Source organism: Embleya sp. NPDC005971, from assembly GCF_040629175.1.
Lineage (GTDB): Bacteria > Actinomycetota > Actinomycetes > Streptomycetales > Streptomycetaceae > Embleya.
In genome coordinates, this window is record NZ_JBEXUX010000020.1 from 53,694 (window position 1) to 69,498 (window position 15,805).

Below are 15,805 nucleotides of genomic sequence, written 5' to 3' on the forward strand. Positions count from 1 at the left end.
GGGCGTAGCCGAGATGGGCCGCCCACGCGCGGCCGGCTCGACTGCCGGGTCGTTCGGGCGACGGCGGATCTCGGACACGTTCGCAGCCCGGGCAGCGGGTCGCGGGTTCGGCGCTGACCGGGCTGCGATGCCCGATCGACCTTGGTCGGCATCGGCGCGCCGGTCGGCGCGGGTGCTCAGCCGATTTCGGAGAGGCAGTACGTGCTTCCGTACGTCGGGATGCCGTTGCGCGTCCAGTAGCTGGAGTACGTGTAGTCCGCGCCGCTCACGTTGTCGCACGGCCGGCCGGCCGTCATGTAGGGGAACACGCGCAGGACCTTGAAGTTGGCCTTGGGGTCCGAGCAGCCGACCGTGATCAGCTTCTCCTGGCTCCCGCCCGTGCTGATCCTGCCGCTGAGGCATTCGCCCTTGTCGTAGGCCGTCTTGGTGCTCTCCGGCGTGGCGGAGGATTCGGAGGTCCGGGTCGCGCGGCTCGTCGCGGACGGGGATTCGGTGGCCCGGGTCCTGGTCGAGACGGGTGTCGTCGCGCTCGCGGTGCGTGGTGCGAACACCGAATCGGATGCGGAAGCCGTGGCCGTGGCCGTGGCCGAGACGCGCGCGGAGTTCTTGCCGTCCCCATTGCAGGCGCCGACCAGCAGGAGGACGGCCGGCACGGCCACGATCGCGGTGAACGCCGTGCGGCCGGCGAACGGCCCGATGTGGTAGGTCATGACGATGTCCCTTCCGTGCCGTGTCGTTTACTCGGCGGCACCGCTGAACCATGGCCGCCCGGGAATCGCCTCGGCAACCGAAATAGGGGCATTCAAGGGGACTCCCTCGATCCCGCGGCCCACGCCGCTTCGGGCGCGTCGGCGTCGCCCGTTCGGTTGTTCGCAAGCGCCGTGAGCACGGTGGGCGCCGCCCACGCCGTGGACGCGCCGGCGCGGCAAGCGCCGGACGGCGCGCCGACCGGGTCAGCCGTGGGTGGCGTCCAGGTCGGTCGCGTAGAGCTCGATGGCCTTGCGGTAAGGCGTCAGCCCGGGGTCGTCGCCGGTGTCGGCGATGACGCGCAGGAGGGATTCGATCGCGGTCTTGGCGTCGCCGGCGTTGTAGAGGGCCATGGCCAGGAACGTGGTCAGGCCCGCGTCGCCCGGGAACTCGGTGAGGCCCCGACGCAGGATCGCCACCGCCTTGTCGTACGCGCCGAACGCACGGTACGTGCTGCCCAGGCCCAGGAACGCGCCCAGTCGCTCCTCGGCCGTCAGGCCGTCCCCGATCAGCGCCCATTCGTAGAACGGCACGGCCTCGCGCTCCAGGCCGAGCACGTCGTGCGCCCACGCCGCCTGGTAGGCGATCCGCGCGTCGCCCGGGTGGCGTTCGACCAGCGGCACCAAGCGGGCCCGGGCCTCCTCGACCCGACCCCCCTCGCGCAGCGCGATCGCCTCGGCCAGGGCGGTGTCTCGTTCGTTCCCGATCATCCGGGCAGTCTTGCCTATCGGGTCGCCTGCACCCGGTCGGGTTCGGCCGTCACCCGCACCGGTTGCGCCGTTCGGCGCGCGCTCGGGATCGACCACGCGAGCAGCGCCGCGAGCAGGCAGCCGATGCCCAGCATGCCGAAGCAGATCAGGTAGCCGGCCAGCTCCGGTGCCTGGGCGACGCCCGCCGCCCGAGCGGTGCCCGCGTCGACCAGGGACGCGCTCAGGATCGCGCCGAGCACGGCCGTGCCGGTCGCCCCGCCCACCGTGCGCAGCACCGCGTTCATGCCGTTGGCCACCCCGGTCATGTCCGCCGGCACGTGGTCGTTGATCAGCGCGGGCATCGCGGAGAAGGCGAGCCCGAGGCCGAAGCCGAACAACACGCCGACCATCGAGAACGCCCACCAGTGCCCGTGCAGCGGCATCAGCAGCGCGAAGGCCGTGCCGCTGAGCAGCGGTCCGAGCACCAGCGCGGGCTTGGGCCCGTACCGGTTGGTCATCCGGGCCGCGACCGGTGCCGCCGCCAGGTTGCCGATCGTGCCCGGGAGCATGATCAGCCCGGCGATCAGCACCGACTTGCCGAAGCCGTACCCGAGCGCCGACGGTGCCTGGATGAACGGTGGGAACAGCAGCGAGGAGCCGTACATCGCCATGCCGGTGAACACCCCGGACAGGTTGGCCAGCAACACCGGCCGGCGGGCCATCACCCGCAGGTCGACCAGGGGTTCGGGGTGATGCAGCGCCCAGCCGATCCAGGCGGCGAACATCACCGCGGCGGTGATCAGCCCACCGAGCACCAGCGGATCGCCCCACCCGGACCGGCTGCCCATGCTCACCGCGGCGAGCAGCGCGGCCAGCCAGCCGGACAGGGTCAGCGCGCCGACCAGGTCCACATGGCCGGAGCGCCGTTCGGCGGTGTCCGGCACCACCCGCCACACCATCAGCATGGACACCACCGCGACCAGCGCGGAGAGCCAGAAGAGCAGGTGGTAGTCCCAGCGGTCGGCGATCAGCCCGGTCATCACCGAGCCGAAGGTGGCGCCGACGCTGATCGTGGCGCCGATGGTGGCGATGCTGCCCGCCGAGCGCTCCTTGGGGAACTCGTCGCGCACCACGCTGAGCGCGAGCGGGACCACGCCGCCGCCCATGCCCTGGAGCACCCGGCCGGCGATCAGCATCACGTAGGAGGTGGTGCACGCGGCCAGGATCGAGCCGAGCGTGACCGCCGCCAGCGCGTAGAGCAGGAATCGTTTGCGTCCGCGCAGGTCGCCGAGGCGGCCGAGCAGCGGCGTGGCCACCGCCGAGGCGAGCAGGTTGCCGGTGAGCACCCAGGCGATGGCCGAGCTGGAGACGCCGAGCCGGTTCTGCAGTTGCGGCAGGATCGGCGAGACCACGGTCTGCATGACCGCCATCGTGGTGGCCGCGAAGGACAGGGCGACCAGGATCATCGTCGGGCCGTGGCGCCTGGTCGGCGTGCGCGCGGCCCCCTTCGTGCCGGCGCTCATGCGGTCAGCGGCCGGTCCTGGACCCAGTCGCAGTGCAGGGTGCGGGTCTCGATGCGCCAGCCCTCGTCGGTGCGCACGAACGTGTCGAGGTAGCGGATCGACATCACCCGGTCGCGGCGCACCCCGCAGGATTCGTAGATGTGGTGCGCCGTGCAGTACGTCTCGGCGTTCGCCCGATCGCCGCCGGGCTCGAAGGCGACGAGCTGATTGGCGATCAGGTGGGTGGTGGCCAGGTAACGGTCCAGGCTGGTGAGGGCCTTGGCGATGGCGGCGCGGCCGGTGCGTACCGCCGGCGGTTCGGTGGAGCCGGGGTCGCGGTGGATCACCAGGCGGCCCTCGGGCGTGAACATCGAGGCGACGAGGTCGGGCTTGCGGCGGTCGGCGCCGTGGGCGTAGATCTGCACCACGTCCCGGAGTTCGCTGCGATCGCGCAGTTCGCCCGAAGTGTTGGATACGGGCGAATCCGCCTCGTCGTCGTGCATGTCCACCCTTTCACCAGCCGTCGATCGCATGCTGGCAGCAGTTGGATGACACACGCAAGTTTCTCTGACGTCGTGTCAGTTACATCTCGCGCACGCCCGGGCCGCCGCACCACCGCCGACTCGCCATCCCTTGCCGGCGCCGCGACCCGCTACCCCTCGCGTGCGACGAACACCACGTCCGGCTCCCCGCGCGGGACCGGCACCTCATGCACGCCCACCCGGCCGAACCGCCGCCGCAGTCGGTCGGCGAAGGCCGGGCTCGCCGTCGCGCTCCACACGGTCAACACTCCGCCCGGCAACAACCGGGCCTGCAGCGCGGCCAGCCCCGCGTCGTCGTAGAGCGAGGCGTTGCCGTCGGTCACCGTCCAGTCCGGCCCGTTGTCGATGTCCAGGCACAGCGCGTGGAAGCGCCCGTCCGACTCCCGCCCGGCGGGCTCGGCGACCGCCCCGGTGCGACCCGAGTGCACCCACGCCACCAGGTCGGATGTGATCACCCTCACGCGCGGGTCGGTCAGGGCGTGGCCGGAGAACGGCGCGAGCGGCCCCGAGCCCCAGCGCACCACGGCGGGCTCGCGTTCGATCACCGTCACCTGCGCGACCCGGGGGTCGGTCAGTGCCTCGCGCAGGGTGAAGCCGACGCCCAGTCCGCCGACCAGGATCCGCAGTCCGGTGTCGTCACCGAGCGCGTCGAGCGCGGTGCGCACCAGCAGCCGCTCCGAGGCGCCCGCGCGCGTGTCCATCAAAAAGCAGCCGTTGCTGATGATCTCGTAGTGCTCGCCCGCACGTCGCAGGACGAGTTCGCCGTCCGCCGCCGGGACTCGTTCGATCTCGCGTGCGTCGGTGGTCGAATCGATCGGGTGCATCGGTTCGCTGACTCCTTGTCGCTTTATGGAGAACGGGTGTCGCCGTGTCGCCTTTTCGCTGCGCGGGGCGCTTGGCGGACCGCGGGAAACGGATCGTCGGCACCTCATAACAGTGCCATCACGAAGCCGATGAAATTGCGACCCTGACGGGCGAAACGGTGACACGTGTGTAGTGACGCGCCCCGCCGCACGATGGACTGTTCTCGGGCTGCCGGCCAGCGGTTTTCGCCGGTTCGGTGACCCTTGCACCCTGTGGAACACCCCGTTAAGGTCCCGGCCATTGCTTCATGGCCCATTGACTGATGGCATGTCAGATCCAGTCGCAGGGACGCCTCGCAGGCGGAGCCCGGGGCAGGGCGAGCACAAGACGAGAACGACGCGAGCACAGCGCAGGAGAAGTACGTGAGAGCGCACCGGGCACATCGGCCCGGCCCGCGGAAACGAAGTGTCGGGAGGGCTGATGGCATCAACTTCCGCCGGGCGGCGTGGGACGCGCCGCCGAGCGGCGGCCGGCTTGCTGGTCGTGCCGCTCCTGTTGGCGGTCGGCTGTAGTCGCTCGGGTGACGACGCGGTGGCCAAGGGTCCGCAGGCGGCCGGGAATCCGGCGGCGCCCGGATCGACGAAGGACGGCAAGCCGGCCGCCGGCGGCGCGCCCGGTGACTTCGGCACGCTCAAGGACGTCTGCGGCAAGGGCGACGGCAAGCCGCTCACCAAGAAGGCCGACCGGGGCGTCACCGAGAAGGAGATCTCGGTCAGTGTGACCGGCGACCCCGGGGCCGCCGCCCAACCGGGCCTGGGCAAAGAGTTCTTCGAGATGGCCGACGGCTTCACCAAGTGGTGCAACGAACTCGGCGGGATCAACGGCCGCACGATCAAGCTGACCAAGCGCGACGCCGCGCTGAGCAACGTCGGCACGGTCATGACGGCGGCCTGCCAGAGCGACTTCATGGTGGTCGGCGGCGGCAACCCGTTCGACAACGACGGGGTCAAGGCTCGCACCGGGTGCAAACTCGGCGCTTTCCCGGCCTACGTGGTCGGCGAGGAATCGGCCAAGGGCGACCTCCAGGACCTCGCGGTCGGCCTGCCGACCTCCACCACGGTGGTGGGCGCGTACAAGGCGGTGTTCGCCGCGCACCCCGAGGTCAAGGCCAAGGTCGGCCTGCTGGGCCAGGCGATCGCCTCGTTGCGGCCCTCGATGGTCCGCTACAAGGCCGGCGTCGAGGCGGCCGGTGGCACGGTCGTCTACAAGGAAGACGTCCCCGTCATCCCGCCGCCCGGCCGCACCACGCTGGAGAAGATGAAGGAAGCCGGCGTCGAGATGCTGATCACCACGTGGCTCGCGGTGGACTCGGCCTCGATGTTCCGCGAGATGGACGCGATGAACTGGCACCCCAAGGTCATCGTCAGCGACGCGTCGGCGTACAACCGCTACACGCTCGCCTCCGCCAAGAACTCGCAGATGCCCGAGACCTACATCTACCCGACCTTCGTGCCGCAGTCGCTCGGCGACAAGAACCCCGCCGTGCAGAAGGCGCTGGAGATCCTGCACAGCGTGGAGCCGAAGAAGGACCTCGAGTTCTTCCACATGTCCGGGATCAACTCCTGGCTGTTGTGGGCGAGTGCGGTCAAGGAGTGCGGTACGGACCTGACCACGGAGTGCGTGCTGGCCAAGGGCAAGCGCGCCAACTGGGACGCGGGCGGCCTGTTCGCCCCCGGCCCGATCGTGGAGACCAAGGACGTACGCGCCGCGGACTGCTTCACCATGCTCAAGGTGAGCCCCAAGGGCTTCGAGTACGACGCCGCGCTGACCAAGCCGAACAAGGCCGAGTACTTCAACTGCGACCCGAGCAACGTGGTCGCCGTCGCGCCCGGTGCGCCCGCGGCGCAGAACACGCCGCCGCCGTCCGCCGGCACACCCCCGCCGGCCGGGGCACCCGAGACGAACACCCCGCCGCCCGCCGACGGAGGCGAACCGCCGCCGGCCGCGCCGCCGGAGAACGTCACCTGAGCCGATAGCCGATCCTCGGCCACTCGACAACGCACCACCGGCAACACCGCACCACCGGCAACACCCCGCACCACCGCCGAACCCGTCGGCCGCCGACCCCGCTCGGTCCGACCAGGCGAAACCCGTCGTCCTCCCGCCCCGCACCGGGCGGGAGGGCGGCACCAACGGCCCCCACGGCCCTGACGACCTGTCAGGAGCCGTGCCGCACCAGTCTCCGAGACCGATCGCCCCGCGACACGGCCCGGCCCGAACGGAGGGCGCGTGCACGAGTTCATCATCCTCACCATCAGCGGCCTGGTCACCGGCGGCATCTATGCCATCACCGCCGGTGGCCTGACCCTGACCTACACCACCACGGGCATCTTCAACTTCGCCCACGGCGTCACCGGCGCGCTCGCCGCGTTCACCTACTGGCAACTGCACTTCGACTGGGGCTGGCCGGTCTGGCTGTCCATCGTCGTGGTGTTGGGCATCCTGGCCCCGGCGTTCGGGGTGTTCCTGCACTTCGCCATCATGCGACGGCTGGAGGGCACGTCGGAGACGACGCGCCTGATGGTCACCGTCGCGGTGCTGCTGAGCCTGCTCGCCACGGTGATGTGGGTCTGGGACCCGCAGACCCCGCGCAACGTGGTCAACTTCTTCCCCGGCGAGTCCGTGGACATGGCCGGCACGCGCGTGTCCTACCACGACCTGATCACCCTGGCCGTGGCGCTGATCGTCGCGATCGGCCTGTGGGTGCTGCTGCGCTCCACCCGCGCCGGTGTGGCCATGCGCGCCACCGTCGACGACCGCAACCTCGCGGTGCTCAACGGCTCGCGTCCCGAGGTGCCCGGCATGCTGGCCTGGGCGACCGGCACCATGCTGGCCGCGCTCGCGGGCATCCTGATCGCGCCCAAACTCTCCTTCGCCGCGCTGCCGCTGACCCTGCTGATCGTCAACGCCTACGCCGCGGCGGTGATCGGCCGGCTCAAGAGCCTGCCGTGGACCTTCGTCGGCGCGATGATCATCGGCCTGGTCACCGAGTACGGCAAGGGCTACCTCACCGAGACCGACTTCCCCACCGCGGGCCCCTACCTCGCCGGCCTCACCGACTCGATGCCGGTGCTGGTGCTGTTCGTGGCGATCATGCTGCTGCCCACCTCCCGGCTGCGGGGCCACGCCTCCTCCCGCACCCGGGAGATCGCCCACCGCCCGACCTGGACCGGTTCGCTCGTCTTCGCCGCCCTGGTGATCGCGGGCGCGGTGGTCGCGGCCCACTCCCTCGGCACCGTGGACCTGTTCGCGAGCACCAAGATGTGGGGCTTCGCGATCATCGCGCTGTCGGTGATCCCGCTCGTGGGCTATGCCGGGAAGATGTCGCTGGCCCAACTGGGCTTCGCGGGCATCGGTGCGATCTGCGTCTCGCACCTGGGCTCCGGCGGCAACCCGCTGGGGCTGCTGTGGGCGGCGCTGATCTGTGCGGGCATCGGCGTGCTGGTCGCGCTGCCGGCGCTGCGCCTGTCCGGGATCTACCTGGCCCTGGCCACCGCCGCGTTCGCCGTCATGCTGGACCGCTGGATCTTCCAACTGCCCGCGTTCACCTGGGGCGACACCCGGATCGACCTGTTCAACAGCGGCACGCTCAACTTCGAGCGCTTCGACTGGCCGGGCGTGGACATCTCCTCCGACCGGGCCTACTTCATCTTCGGCGCGGTCTTCTTCGCCCTGTCCTCGCTCGTGGTGGTGTGGATCCGCCGCGGCGAGTTCGGCCGTAGGCTGCTGGCGATGAAGGACAGCCCGGCGGCGTGCGCGACGATCGGGATGAACCACAAGCTGACCACGCTCACCGTCTTCGGCCTCTCCGCCGCGATGGCGGGCGTCGGCGGCGGCATCCTGGGCGGCGCGACCGGCACGCTGTCGCCGGTCAGCTTCGACTTCACCGCCGGGCTCTCGGTGTTGATGCTGATGGTGATCGCGGGCCTGACCTCGCCGGGCGCCGCGCTGTTCGCGGGCATCTTCCTGGGCACGCCGCTGATCACCAACCTCTTCCCCGACTACGCCCAGCTCACCACGATCCTGATCGGCCTCAACGGCATCGCGCTGGGCAAGAACCCGAACGGCTTCATCGCCGCCAAGATCCGCCCGGAATGGGAGCCCGCCCTGCGCCGGCCGTTCATCCTGGCGGGCAGCGCGGCGGCCCAACTGGTCCTGGTGGTACTGCGGTTCACCGACGTGATCGGCAACTGGGCCTTCGTGATCGGCATCCTGCTCGCGGTGATCGGCATCCCGGCCGCGGTCAAGATCGAGCTGATGCTCACGGCGCAGCGGACCGAACAGGAGTTGCCGCCGGGCCTGTCCGAGCAGCCCGAGGGACTGGGCCTGAACGGCAACCGGTTCAAGTCCGCCGACATCGAGGCCTTGGACAAGCTGATCGCGATGCCCTCGCTGCCGACGGTCGCGCTGGCCGAATCATCGTCACCCACCCTGCCTGGAGCGCGTCATGGGGCTTGAGGTCGAGGGCGTCACGGTCCGCTTCGGCGGCCACACCGCCCTGAACAACGTCAACATCTGGGCCCACGAGGGCAAGGTCACCGGCCTGATCGGCCCCAACGGCGCGGGCAAGACCACGATCTTCAACGTGATCACCGGCCTTCAGCCGCCGTCCGCGGGTCGGGTCCGGATGGACGGACGCGACGTCAGCAAACTCGCGCCCTACCGCCGGGCCCGCCTGGGCATGGCCCGCACCTTCCAACGCCTGGAACTGTTCGGCTCGTTGACCGTTCGAGAGAACATCCAGGTCGCCGCCGCCCAGTACCGCCGACTGAACCGCGGCACCAAGGAGACCCCGCAGGACACCTCCGCGCGGCTGCTGCACCGGCTCAACCTGACCGAGATCGCGCACGTGCGCGCCGACCAACTGCCCACCGGCCAGGGTCGCGTGGTCGAACTGGCGCGCTCGTTGGCGGTCCGGCCCAAGATCCTGCTCCTGGACGAGCCCGCCTCCGGCCAGGACGACGAGGAGACGCGCGGCTTCGGCCAGTTGTTGCGCGAGATCGCCTCGGACGGGGTCGCCGTGCTGTTGGTCGAGCACGACATGGATCTGGTGATGAACACCTGCGACGAGCTGCACGTGCTTGACTTCGGCAAAAAAATCGCCAACGGTACGTGCGACGAGATCCGCAACAACGCCGCCGTACAGGCCGCCTACCTCGGTACCGCCGACGCCGCGGAGGCCGACGAAGTCCTGCAGGAGACCGTATGACGCTGAACGTGGCCGACGCGCGCCCCGCCGGACCGGCCGGCGCCCCGCCGCTGCTCGAACTGCGCGGCGTCAGCGCCGCGTACGAGCAGGTCGAGGTATTGCACAAGGTGGACCTGGCGGTGCCCACCGGCAAGGTCATGGCGGTCCTGGGCCCCAACGGCGCCGGCAAGACCACGATGCTCAAGGTGATCACCGGGCTGCACGAGCCCACCGGTGGGGACATCTTCCTCGCCGGGCGGTGCGTCACCGGGGCCGCACCCGTGGACCTGGCCCGGATCGGCCTGTGCAGCATCCCGGAAGGCCGCGGGGTCTTCCCCAATCTCACCGTGTCCGAAAATCTGTGGATGGCCACCTACCGAGGAGTCTCCCGCAAGGAGATCGAGGAGAAGGTCTTCCCGATCTTCCCCCGCCTCAAGGAACGCCGGACCCAGGCGGCGGGCACGATGTCGGGCGGCGAACAGCAGATGCTGGCCGTCGCCCGGGCGATCGCCACCAACCCGGCCATCATCCTGCTCGACGAACTCTCGATGGGCCTCGCGCCCCTCGTCGTCGACCAGTTGTACGACGTGGTCGGCAAGATCGCCGAGACCGGTGTCACCGTGCTCCTGGTCGAGCAGTTCGCGCGCACGGCCCTGGCCGTCGCCGACCTCGCCGCGGTCATGAGCGGTGGCCGGATCCTTCAGGTCGGCACTCCGGACGAGATCGCCGGCGACCTGCACAGCGCGTACCTGGGCGGCTGATCGCACATGGCCGTCCGCGGATACGTACCAACCTCACGGCGACCCACGAGGTGACGACTTAGATGAGTATGAACAGCGTGAACGCCGACGGGCAGCCCGCACCCGCGAGGCCCGCCGGCGAGCCGCCGACGGTTCCGCAGGGGGTGCCGACGGCCGGGCCACCACCGGCGTTCGCCCCGCGCCATGCGGCGATCCCGGCGGCCACTCAGGATCGGACCCGACAGTTCACCGCCGACGTCGGTGCGCTGAAACTGCGTGCGCCCAAGACCATGCTCGACACCCAGCTCATGTGGCTGGGCGTGGGGCTGATGGTGGTCGGGATCGGCATGGGCATCGGCGCCTACTTCATGTCGCACGGCACGACGCTGATCCTGACCCAGAACGACGCGATCACGTTGGGTCTGTCGGCGATCCCGGTCTCGCTGCTGGGTTTCGCCCTCTTCATCCGCTACTCGCTGTCCACGTTCATGCGGTTCTGGCTGGCCCGGCTGATCGCCGCCCAGCAGGTACCGCAGGCCGCCCCGGCGGTCGCGGGGCCGGCGGCGGACGCCACCGCGGTACTGCCCACCACCCCGGCCGGACACTGAGCCACATTCCGGGGCGAGGGCTCCTCAACGGGCCGCGCGCGGTGTCATCCTGAACGGGAGGACACCGCGCGCGGCACCGTGGAGGGCAGCCAGGACATGAGCGACAACCCGCAACCGGCGGACTCCGGTCCGACCGACACCCCCGCCGCCCGGGACGGAAAGCGCCTGCGTCTCGTCACGGCGGTGTGGGCCGTGCTCATGGCGGTCGCGGTCGTGATGATCGTCCTGATGCTGCGGAGCTGAACGGCCGGCCTCCGCCCGGAGGCCGGCCGCACCCGTGTCCGGACCGCTCAGATCGCCGGCGGCAGGTCCACCAGCGTGCCCAGCGTGGCCCGATGCCGATCCGCGGTGCCCAGCAGCAGCGCCGACGCCATCGCCCGCTTGAGGTACAGGTGCGCCGGGTGCTCCCAGGTGAAGCCGACCCCGCCGTGCATCTGCACACATTCCTCCGCCGCGCGCACCGCCACCTCGCCGCAGTACGCCTGCGCCAGGGCGGTGGCCACCGCCGCGTCCGCCGCGTCCTCGGCCAGGCACGCCGCCGCGTAGCGCGCCGCGGCCCGGGCCGCGGCGATGTCCGACCACAGGTCGGCCGCACGATGCCGCAGCGCCTGGAAGGACCCGATCGGCCGGCCGAACTGGTGCCGGACCTTCAGATACGCCACCGCCTCGGCCAACGCCTGCTCGGCCACCCCCAACTGCTCCGAGGCCAACAGCGCCGCCCCCTGCCGCAGCGCGTGCCCGAGCGCCGCCTCGGCGTGCTCCGGCCCGGCCACCACCCGGCCCCGCACCTGATCCAACGTCAACTCGCCCACCGGCCGGGTCGGATCCAGCGAGGTCACCGCCCGCCGGGCCAGATGCGCCGCGTCGCCCGCGACCAGAGCCAGCTGCGCCTCGCCGGCCACCACCACCGGAACCACCAGCAACTCGGCCCGATCCGCGGCCAACACCCCGGTCACCGCGCCGGTCAGCAACAAACCGTCCGCGTCCCGGGCACCCGTCACCGACAGCGGGAAACCCGCCCCCGGCCACGTGGTCGCGGTCACCGCCAGGGTCGCGGTCCGCGAGCCGTCCGCGAGTACCCGCAGCGCCGCGTCGCGCGCCTCGCCGGCCGGGCAGGCCAGCAGCGCCGACGTGGCCAGCACCGCACTGGCCAGGAACGGCACCGGCGCGACCGCGCGGCCCAACTCCTCCAGCGCCACCGCGACCTCCCGCGCCCCGACCCCGGCCCCGCCGAACTCCTCCGGGATCAACAGCCCGGCCAGGCCCAGTTCGGCCGCGACCGCCTTCCACAGGCCGTCGTCGTACGCCTCCTCGGTGTCGATCCGCGCCAGCACCTCGTGCCATCCGCACCGATCCCGCAACACCTCGCGCAGCGCCGCGCGCAGGTCCTCCTCGACCTCGCCGTACAACAACGACGGAATCCTGGGCTCGCTCACCGGGGCATCTCCTTCCACGGCACCTTGGTGTCGGTACGCGGCTCGCGCGGCAGGTCCAGCACCCGGTCCGCGATCACGTTGCGCAGCACCTCGGACGTGCCGCCCTCGATCGAATTGCCCTTGGCCCGCAGGTAGTAGTAGCCCGGCGCCCGCGCCCCGAGGGTGGCCTGACCCAACTCGCTGCGGCGCATCGCCCAGTCGTCGTAGCCGAGGCCCTCCTCGCCGGCCAACTCCAGCCACAACCGGGTGACGTCCTGGTTCAGCCGGGCGTAGGCGATCTTGGCCGCCGATCCCTCCGGGCCCGGCGTACCGGCAGCGAGCTGCTGGCGGATCCGCTCGTTGCCCAGCCGGGCCACCTCGCACTCCACCCAGGCCCGCAACAGCCGGTCGTGCAGCCCCGGCGTGCGCAACTCCGGGCGGTCGCGCCACATCCGCGCGACCGCGCCGATCGCGTCCGCCTCGCGGGCCGACGCCGCGCCGCCGATGGCCACCCGCTCGTTCATCAGCGTCGTGTTCGACACCGCCCAGCCCTGACCCACCTCGCCCGCCCGGTGCGTGTCCGGGATCCGCACGTCGGTCAGGAACACCTCGTTGAACTCCGCCTGCCCGGTGGCCTGGCGCAGCGGCCGCACCTCGACCCCCGGCGCGGTCATGTCCAGGAAGAAGTAGGTCAACCCTTGGTGCTTGGGCAGGTCCGGATCGGTCCGGGCGAGCAACATCGCCCACCGCGCCTTGTGCGCGAGCGAGGTCCACACCTTCTGGCCGTTGACGACCCAGTCGCCGTCACCCTCGCGGACGGCGCGGGTGGCCAGACCCGCCAGGTCCGATCCCGCGCCCGGCTCGCTGAAGAGTTGGCACCAGATCTCCTCGCCGGTCCACAGCGGGCGCAACAACTCGGCCCGCAGCCGGGCCGCGCCGTGCGCGGCGATGGTGGGCGCGCCCATCCCCAGGCCGATCGGATTGCGGTATCCACTGGCCGTCTTCGCGCCCGCCGCGATCAACGCGCTCTCCACCACCTGCTGCAACGCCCGCGAGGCGCCCAGGCCGCCGCACCCGACCGGGAAGTGCACCCAGGCCAGGCCCGCGTCGAACCGGTGCCCCAGGAACTCGACCGAGGACATCGTGGTCGGATCGTGCGCCGCGACCAGATCGGCCACCCGACGCCGAATGCCCGCCTCGTCGATCCCGTCGGCGGCTTCGCGCTCGGGCTCGTCGGTCGGCGCGTGGCTCGGCGTGTCGGTCGGCTCGTCGGTGGGCTCGCTGTCCGTATCGCTCACGTCGCCCCGCTCTCGCACCACAGGTGCCTCCGTCCTCCGTCATGACGCCCTGTCCATCGACCCGGACACACTGTCGACAACCGGACTGCCTGGATGCTAGGCGCTGAACTCACCGGTAGGAAGCCCGCGCCCGGGCCCCCAATCGGCACGCCCAGGCGATATGTTCGTCTCCCCGTGTGAGCGAGTACACGCACGGACTCCAGCCGGGACCTTCCGGGATTCCGCGCGTCGCAGGGGGTGCTGTACAGCCATGACCGCCGATCAACTCGAGGCGGGTCTCGCCGCCGAACTCGCCGCGGACGGGGAGTCGGTCGTCGAAGCACTGGACCAGTGGTCGGTGCGCACCCCGATGCGGGTCTTCATCCACTACGGCGAGCACGGCCTGGACCTGAGCTACGCCGAGGCCAAGCGGGCCACCGACACGATCGCCGGCAACCTGGCCCGGGCGGGCATCCGCCGCGGCGACCGGGTCGCGGTGCACTGCCGCAGCGCGTACGCCGCCGCGTTGTGGATGTTCGGCATCTGGAAGGCCGGCGCCGTGTACTGCCCGGTGGATCCGGACGCGATCGGCGACCTGCTGGTCGAGCAACTCGAAGCCGGCCAACCGGTGCTCGTGGTCACCGAACGCGCGCTGGTGCCCGCGTTGGAGGCGGTCCGGCCGCACCTGAACCGGCTGCCGCGGCTGACCGTGCACGACGCGGTCGGGCCCAGGCCGCCGCACGGCTACCCGGAGATCGCCTACGCCAACTTCCTCGCCCGCGCGGTGCCGCCGGCCGTGCGGATCGATCCGGGCGACGTCGGGATGATCGTGCACACCGCCGGGGTGACCGGCCGACCCAAGGCCGCCGTGTTGCCGCACCGTTGGCTGGCCTCGTACACGCTGCTGCTGCGCCGGCTCACCACGCCCGACGACGTGGTGCACGTGGACCTGCCGCTGCACTCGGTCCAGGGCGCGTTCGCGGGCCTGGCCCGGGCCGCCTGGGCGGGGGCCGGGGTGTCGTTGTGGGACCGATTCCACCCGGTCGACTTCTGGCGCCGCGTGGCGTCGGCGGGGGCCACCAGCGCGGTGCTCACCGAGACGATGGTGGGCTGGCTCTCCGGCGCGCCCCAGACCCGCGGCGAGCGCGACAACCCGCTGAGCACGGTGCTCATGCAGCCGCTGCCGCCGATCCACCACACGTTCGCGCGCCGGTACGGGATCGACACCGTGGTCGCCGGCTACGGACAGGTCGAGACCGGCCTGCCGATCGCGGCCGTGCTGACCGGCCTGGACCCGAGCGAGGCCACGCCGCCCGCGCTGCGCCGCGGCCTGGCGCCGGCGGCGATCGCGAAGGTGTGCGCCCGACTGGGCGTGCCGGTGCTCGACGGGGCGCGGATCGTGCGCAAGGGCTGCCTGGGCGCGCCGCTGCCGTTCGCCCGGGTGGCGATCCTGGACGAGCACGATCGGCCGGTGCCGCGCGGTGTGGTCGGGCACCTGGCGATCCGACCGCATCTGCCGGGACTGTTGGTGCAGGAGTACGTGGACGACCCGCTGAGCACCGCGGAGGCCACCCGCAATCTGTGGTTCCACACCGGCGACGCGGCGGTGTTCGACGAGGAGGACGGGCTGCTGCACTTCGTCGACCGGGTCGTGGACCGGATCCGGATCCGCGGCGAGAACGTGTCGGCCTATCACATCGAGGACCTGATCAACCAGCATCCGGACATCGCGGTCGGCGCGGTGTTCGGGGTGCCCACCGACCGGGAGGACGAGGACGAGGTGGTCCTGTACGCCGAGCCCGAGCCGGGCCGACCGCTGGACCCCGACGAACTACGCGCGTGGTGCGTCCAGTCGTTGCCCGCGTACATGCGGCCGGCGCAGGTGCGCATCGTCACGCGGATGCCGCGGACGCCGAACGGGCGGGTGGAGAAGTACCGGCTGCGTCGGCACTTCCTGGGCCTGATGGACCGTCCGGGCCCGGCGGTGCGGGGTGTGTCGGTGCCGACCCCGATGCCCGCCACGCGCCCGGCACTGTCCCCGGCACTGTCCCCGGCACTGTCTCCGGTGCGCTCCGCGCTGCCCCCGTCGTTGCCGCCGGGAACCCGGCGCTGATCGGTGCGGGCGGCGTGATCGGCGCCCTCGGCCGATCGTGCGGACAGCCGATCGTGCGGATATGTCGCTTTCCAGCGGGAAGGCGTACCAGGCACGCGATTCTGCGGGCGTGGGCAGATC

General features: G+C 71.4%; 14 protein-coding genes. 7 read left to right on the forward strand and 7 right to left on the reverse strand.

Features of this window, described 5'->3' with window-relative positions:
• Nucleotides 1–176 precede the first annotated feature (176 nt).
• From ABZ374_RS19480 to ABZ374_RS19500, 5 genes are all read right to left on the reverse strand, one after another.
• Nucleotides 177–710, reverse strand: coding sequence for a hypothetical protein (locus ABZ374_RS19480; RefSeq protein WP_360312572.1), 534 nt, complete (start codon nucleotides 708–710; stop codon nucleotides 177–179).
• A 243-nt stretch (nucleotides 711–953) separates the two neighbouring features.
• Nucleotides 954–1,457 (reverse strand): tetratricopeptide repeat protein, encoded by a 504-nt coding sequence (locus ABZ374_RS19485; protein ID WP_360312574.1) that lies wholly within the window; start codon nucleotides 1,455–1,457, stop codon nucleotides 954–956.
• A 14-nt stretch (nucleotides 1,458–1,471) separates the two neighbouring features.
• Entirely contained in the window at nucleotides 1,472–2,959 is a 1,488-nt protein-coding gene (locus tag ABZ374_RS19490) for an MFS transporter (protein ID WP_360312576.1), read from the reverse strand.
• Entirely contained in the window at nucleotides 2,956–3,441 is a 486-nt protein-coding gene (locus tag ABZ374_RS19495; RefSeq protein ID WP_360312578.1) for a nuclear transport factor 2 family protein, read from the reverse strand. Before ABZ374_RS19495 ends, ABZ374_RS19490 begins: the two co-directional genes overlap by 4 nt.
• Nucleotides 3,442–3,590: 149 nt before the next feature.
• A complete protein-coding gene (locus tag ABZ374_RS19500; RefSeq protein WP_360312580.1) occupies nucleotides 3,591–4,304 on the reverse strand; it encodes a spermidine synthase in 714 nt (237 codons plus the stop codon).
• Nucleotides 4,305–4,764: 460 nt separating this feature from the next.
• Between ABZ374_RS19500 and ABZ374_RS19505 the strand changes: the two genes are divergently transcribed.
• The 6 genes from ABZ374_RS19505 (at nucleotide 4,765) to ABZ374_RS19530 (ending at nucleotide 11,123) form a co-directional block, all read left to right on the forward strand.
• A complete protein-coding gene (locus tag ABZ374_RS19505; RefSeq protein WP_360312582.1) occupies nucleotides 4,765–6,312 on the forward strand; it encodes an ABC transporter substrate-binding protein in 1,548 nt (515 codons plus the stop codon).
• A gap of 261 nt (nucleotides 6,313–6,573) precedes the next feature.
• Nucleotides 6,574–8,802 (forward strand): ABC transporter permease, encoded by a 2,229-nt coding sequence (locus ABZ374_RS19510; protein WP_360312584.1) that lies wholly within the window; start codon nucleotides 6,574–6,576, stop codon nucleotides 8,800–8,802.
• Nucleotides 8,792–9,553, forward strand: a complete 762-nt coding sequence (locus ABZ374_RS19515; RefSeq protein ID WP_360312586.1) for an ABC transporter ATP-binding protein — start codon at nucleotides 8,792–8,794, stop codon at nucleotides 9,551–9,553. Before ABZ374_RS19510 ends, ABZ374_RS19515 begins: the two co-directional genes overlap by 11 nt.
• Nucleotides 9,550–10,293, forward strand: coding sequence for an ABC transporter ATP-binding protein (locus tag ABZ374_RS19520; protein WP_360312588.1), 744 nt, complete (start codon nucleotides 9,550–9,552; stop codon nucleotides 10,291–10,293). Before ABZ374_RS19515 ends, ABZ374_RS19520 begins: the two co-directional genes overlap by 4 nt.
• Before the next feature lie 62 nt (nucleotides 10,294–10,355).
• Complete coding sequence (locus ABZ374_RS19525; RefSeq protein ID WP_360312590.1) at nucleotides 10,356–10,880, forward strand: hypothetical protein; 525 nt, start codon at nucleotides 10,356–10,358, stop codon at nucleotides 10,878–10,880.
• A gap of 96 nt (nucleotides 10,881–10,976) precedes the next feature.
• Nucleotides 10,977–11,123, forward strand: a complete 147-nt coding sequence (locus tag ABZ374_RS19530; protein WP_360312592.1) for a hypothetical protein — start codon at nucleotides 10,977–10,979, stop codon at nucleotides 11,121–11,123.
• A gap of 47 nt (nucleotides 11,124–11,170) precedes the next feature.
• On the opposite strand, the gene ABZ374_RS19535 is transcribed toward ABZ374_RS19530, so the two are convergent.
• Both ABZ374_RS19535 and ABZ374_RS19540 read right to left on the reverse strand, forming a co-directional pair.
• Entirely contained in the window at nucleotides 11,171–12,316 is a 1,146-nt protein-coding gene (locus tag ABZ374_RS19535) for an acyl-CoA dehydrogenase family protein (protein ID WP_360312594.1), read from the reverse strand.
• A complete protein-coding gene (locus ABZ374_RS19540; protein ID WP_360312736.1) occupies nucleotides 12,313–13,500 on the reverse strand; it encodes an acyl-CoA dehydrogenase family protein in 1,188 nt (395 codons plus the stop codon). The genes ABZ374_RS19535 and ABZ374_RS19540 overlap by 4 nt, the downstream gene beginning before the upstream one ends.
• Before the next feature lie 343 nt (nucleotides 13,501–13,843).
• On the opposite strand from ABZ374_RS19540, the gene ABZ374_RS19545 reads away from it, so the two are divergent.
• Nucleotides 13,844–15,685 carry an AMP-binding protein gene (locus ABZ374_RS19545; protein WP_360312596.1) on the forward strand — a complete coding sequence of 614 codons (1,842 nt, stop codon included), beginning with the start codon at nucleotides 13,844–13,846 and terminating at the stop codon, nucleotides 15,683–15,685.
• The last annotated feature ends 120 nt before the right edge of the window (nucleotides 15,686–15,805 follow it).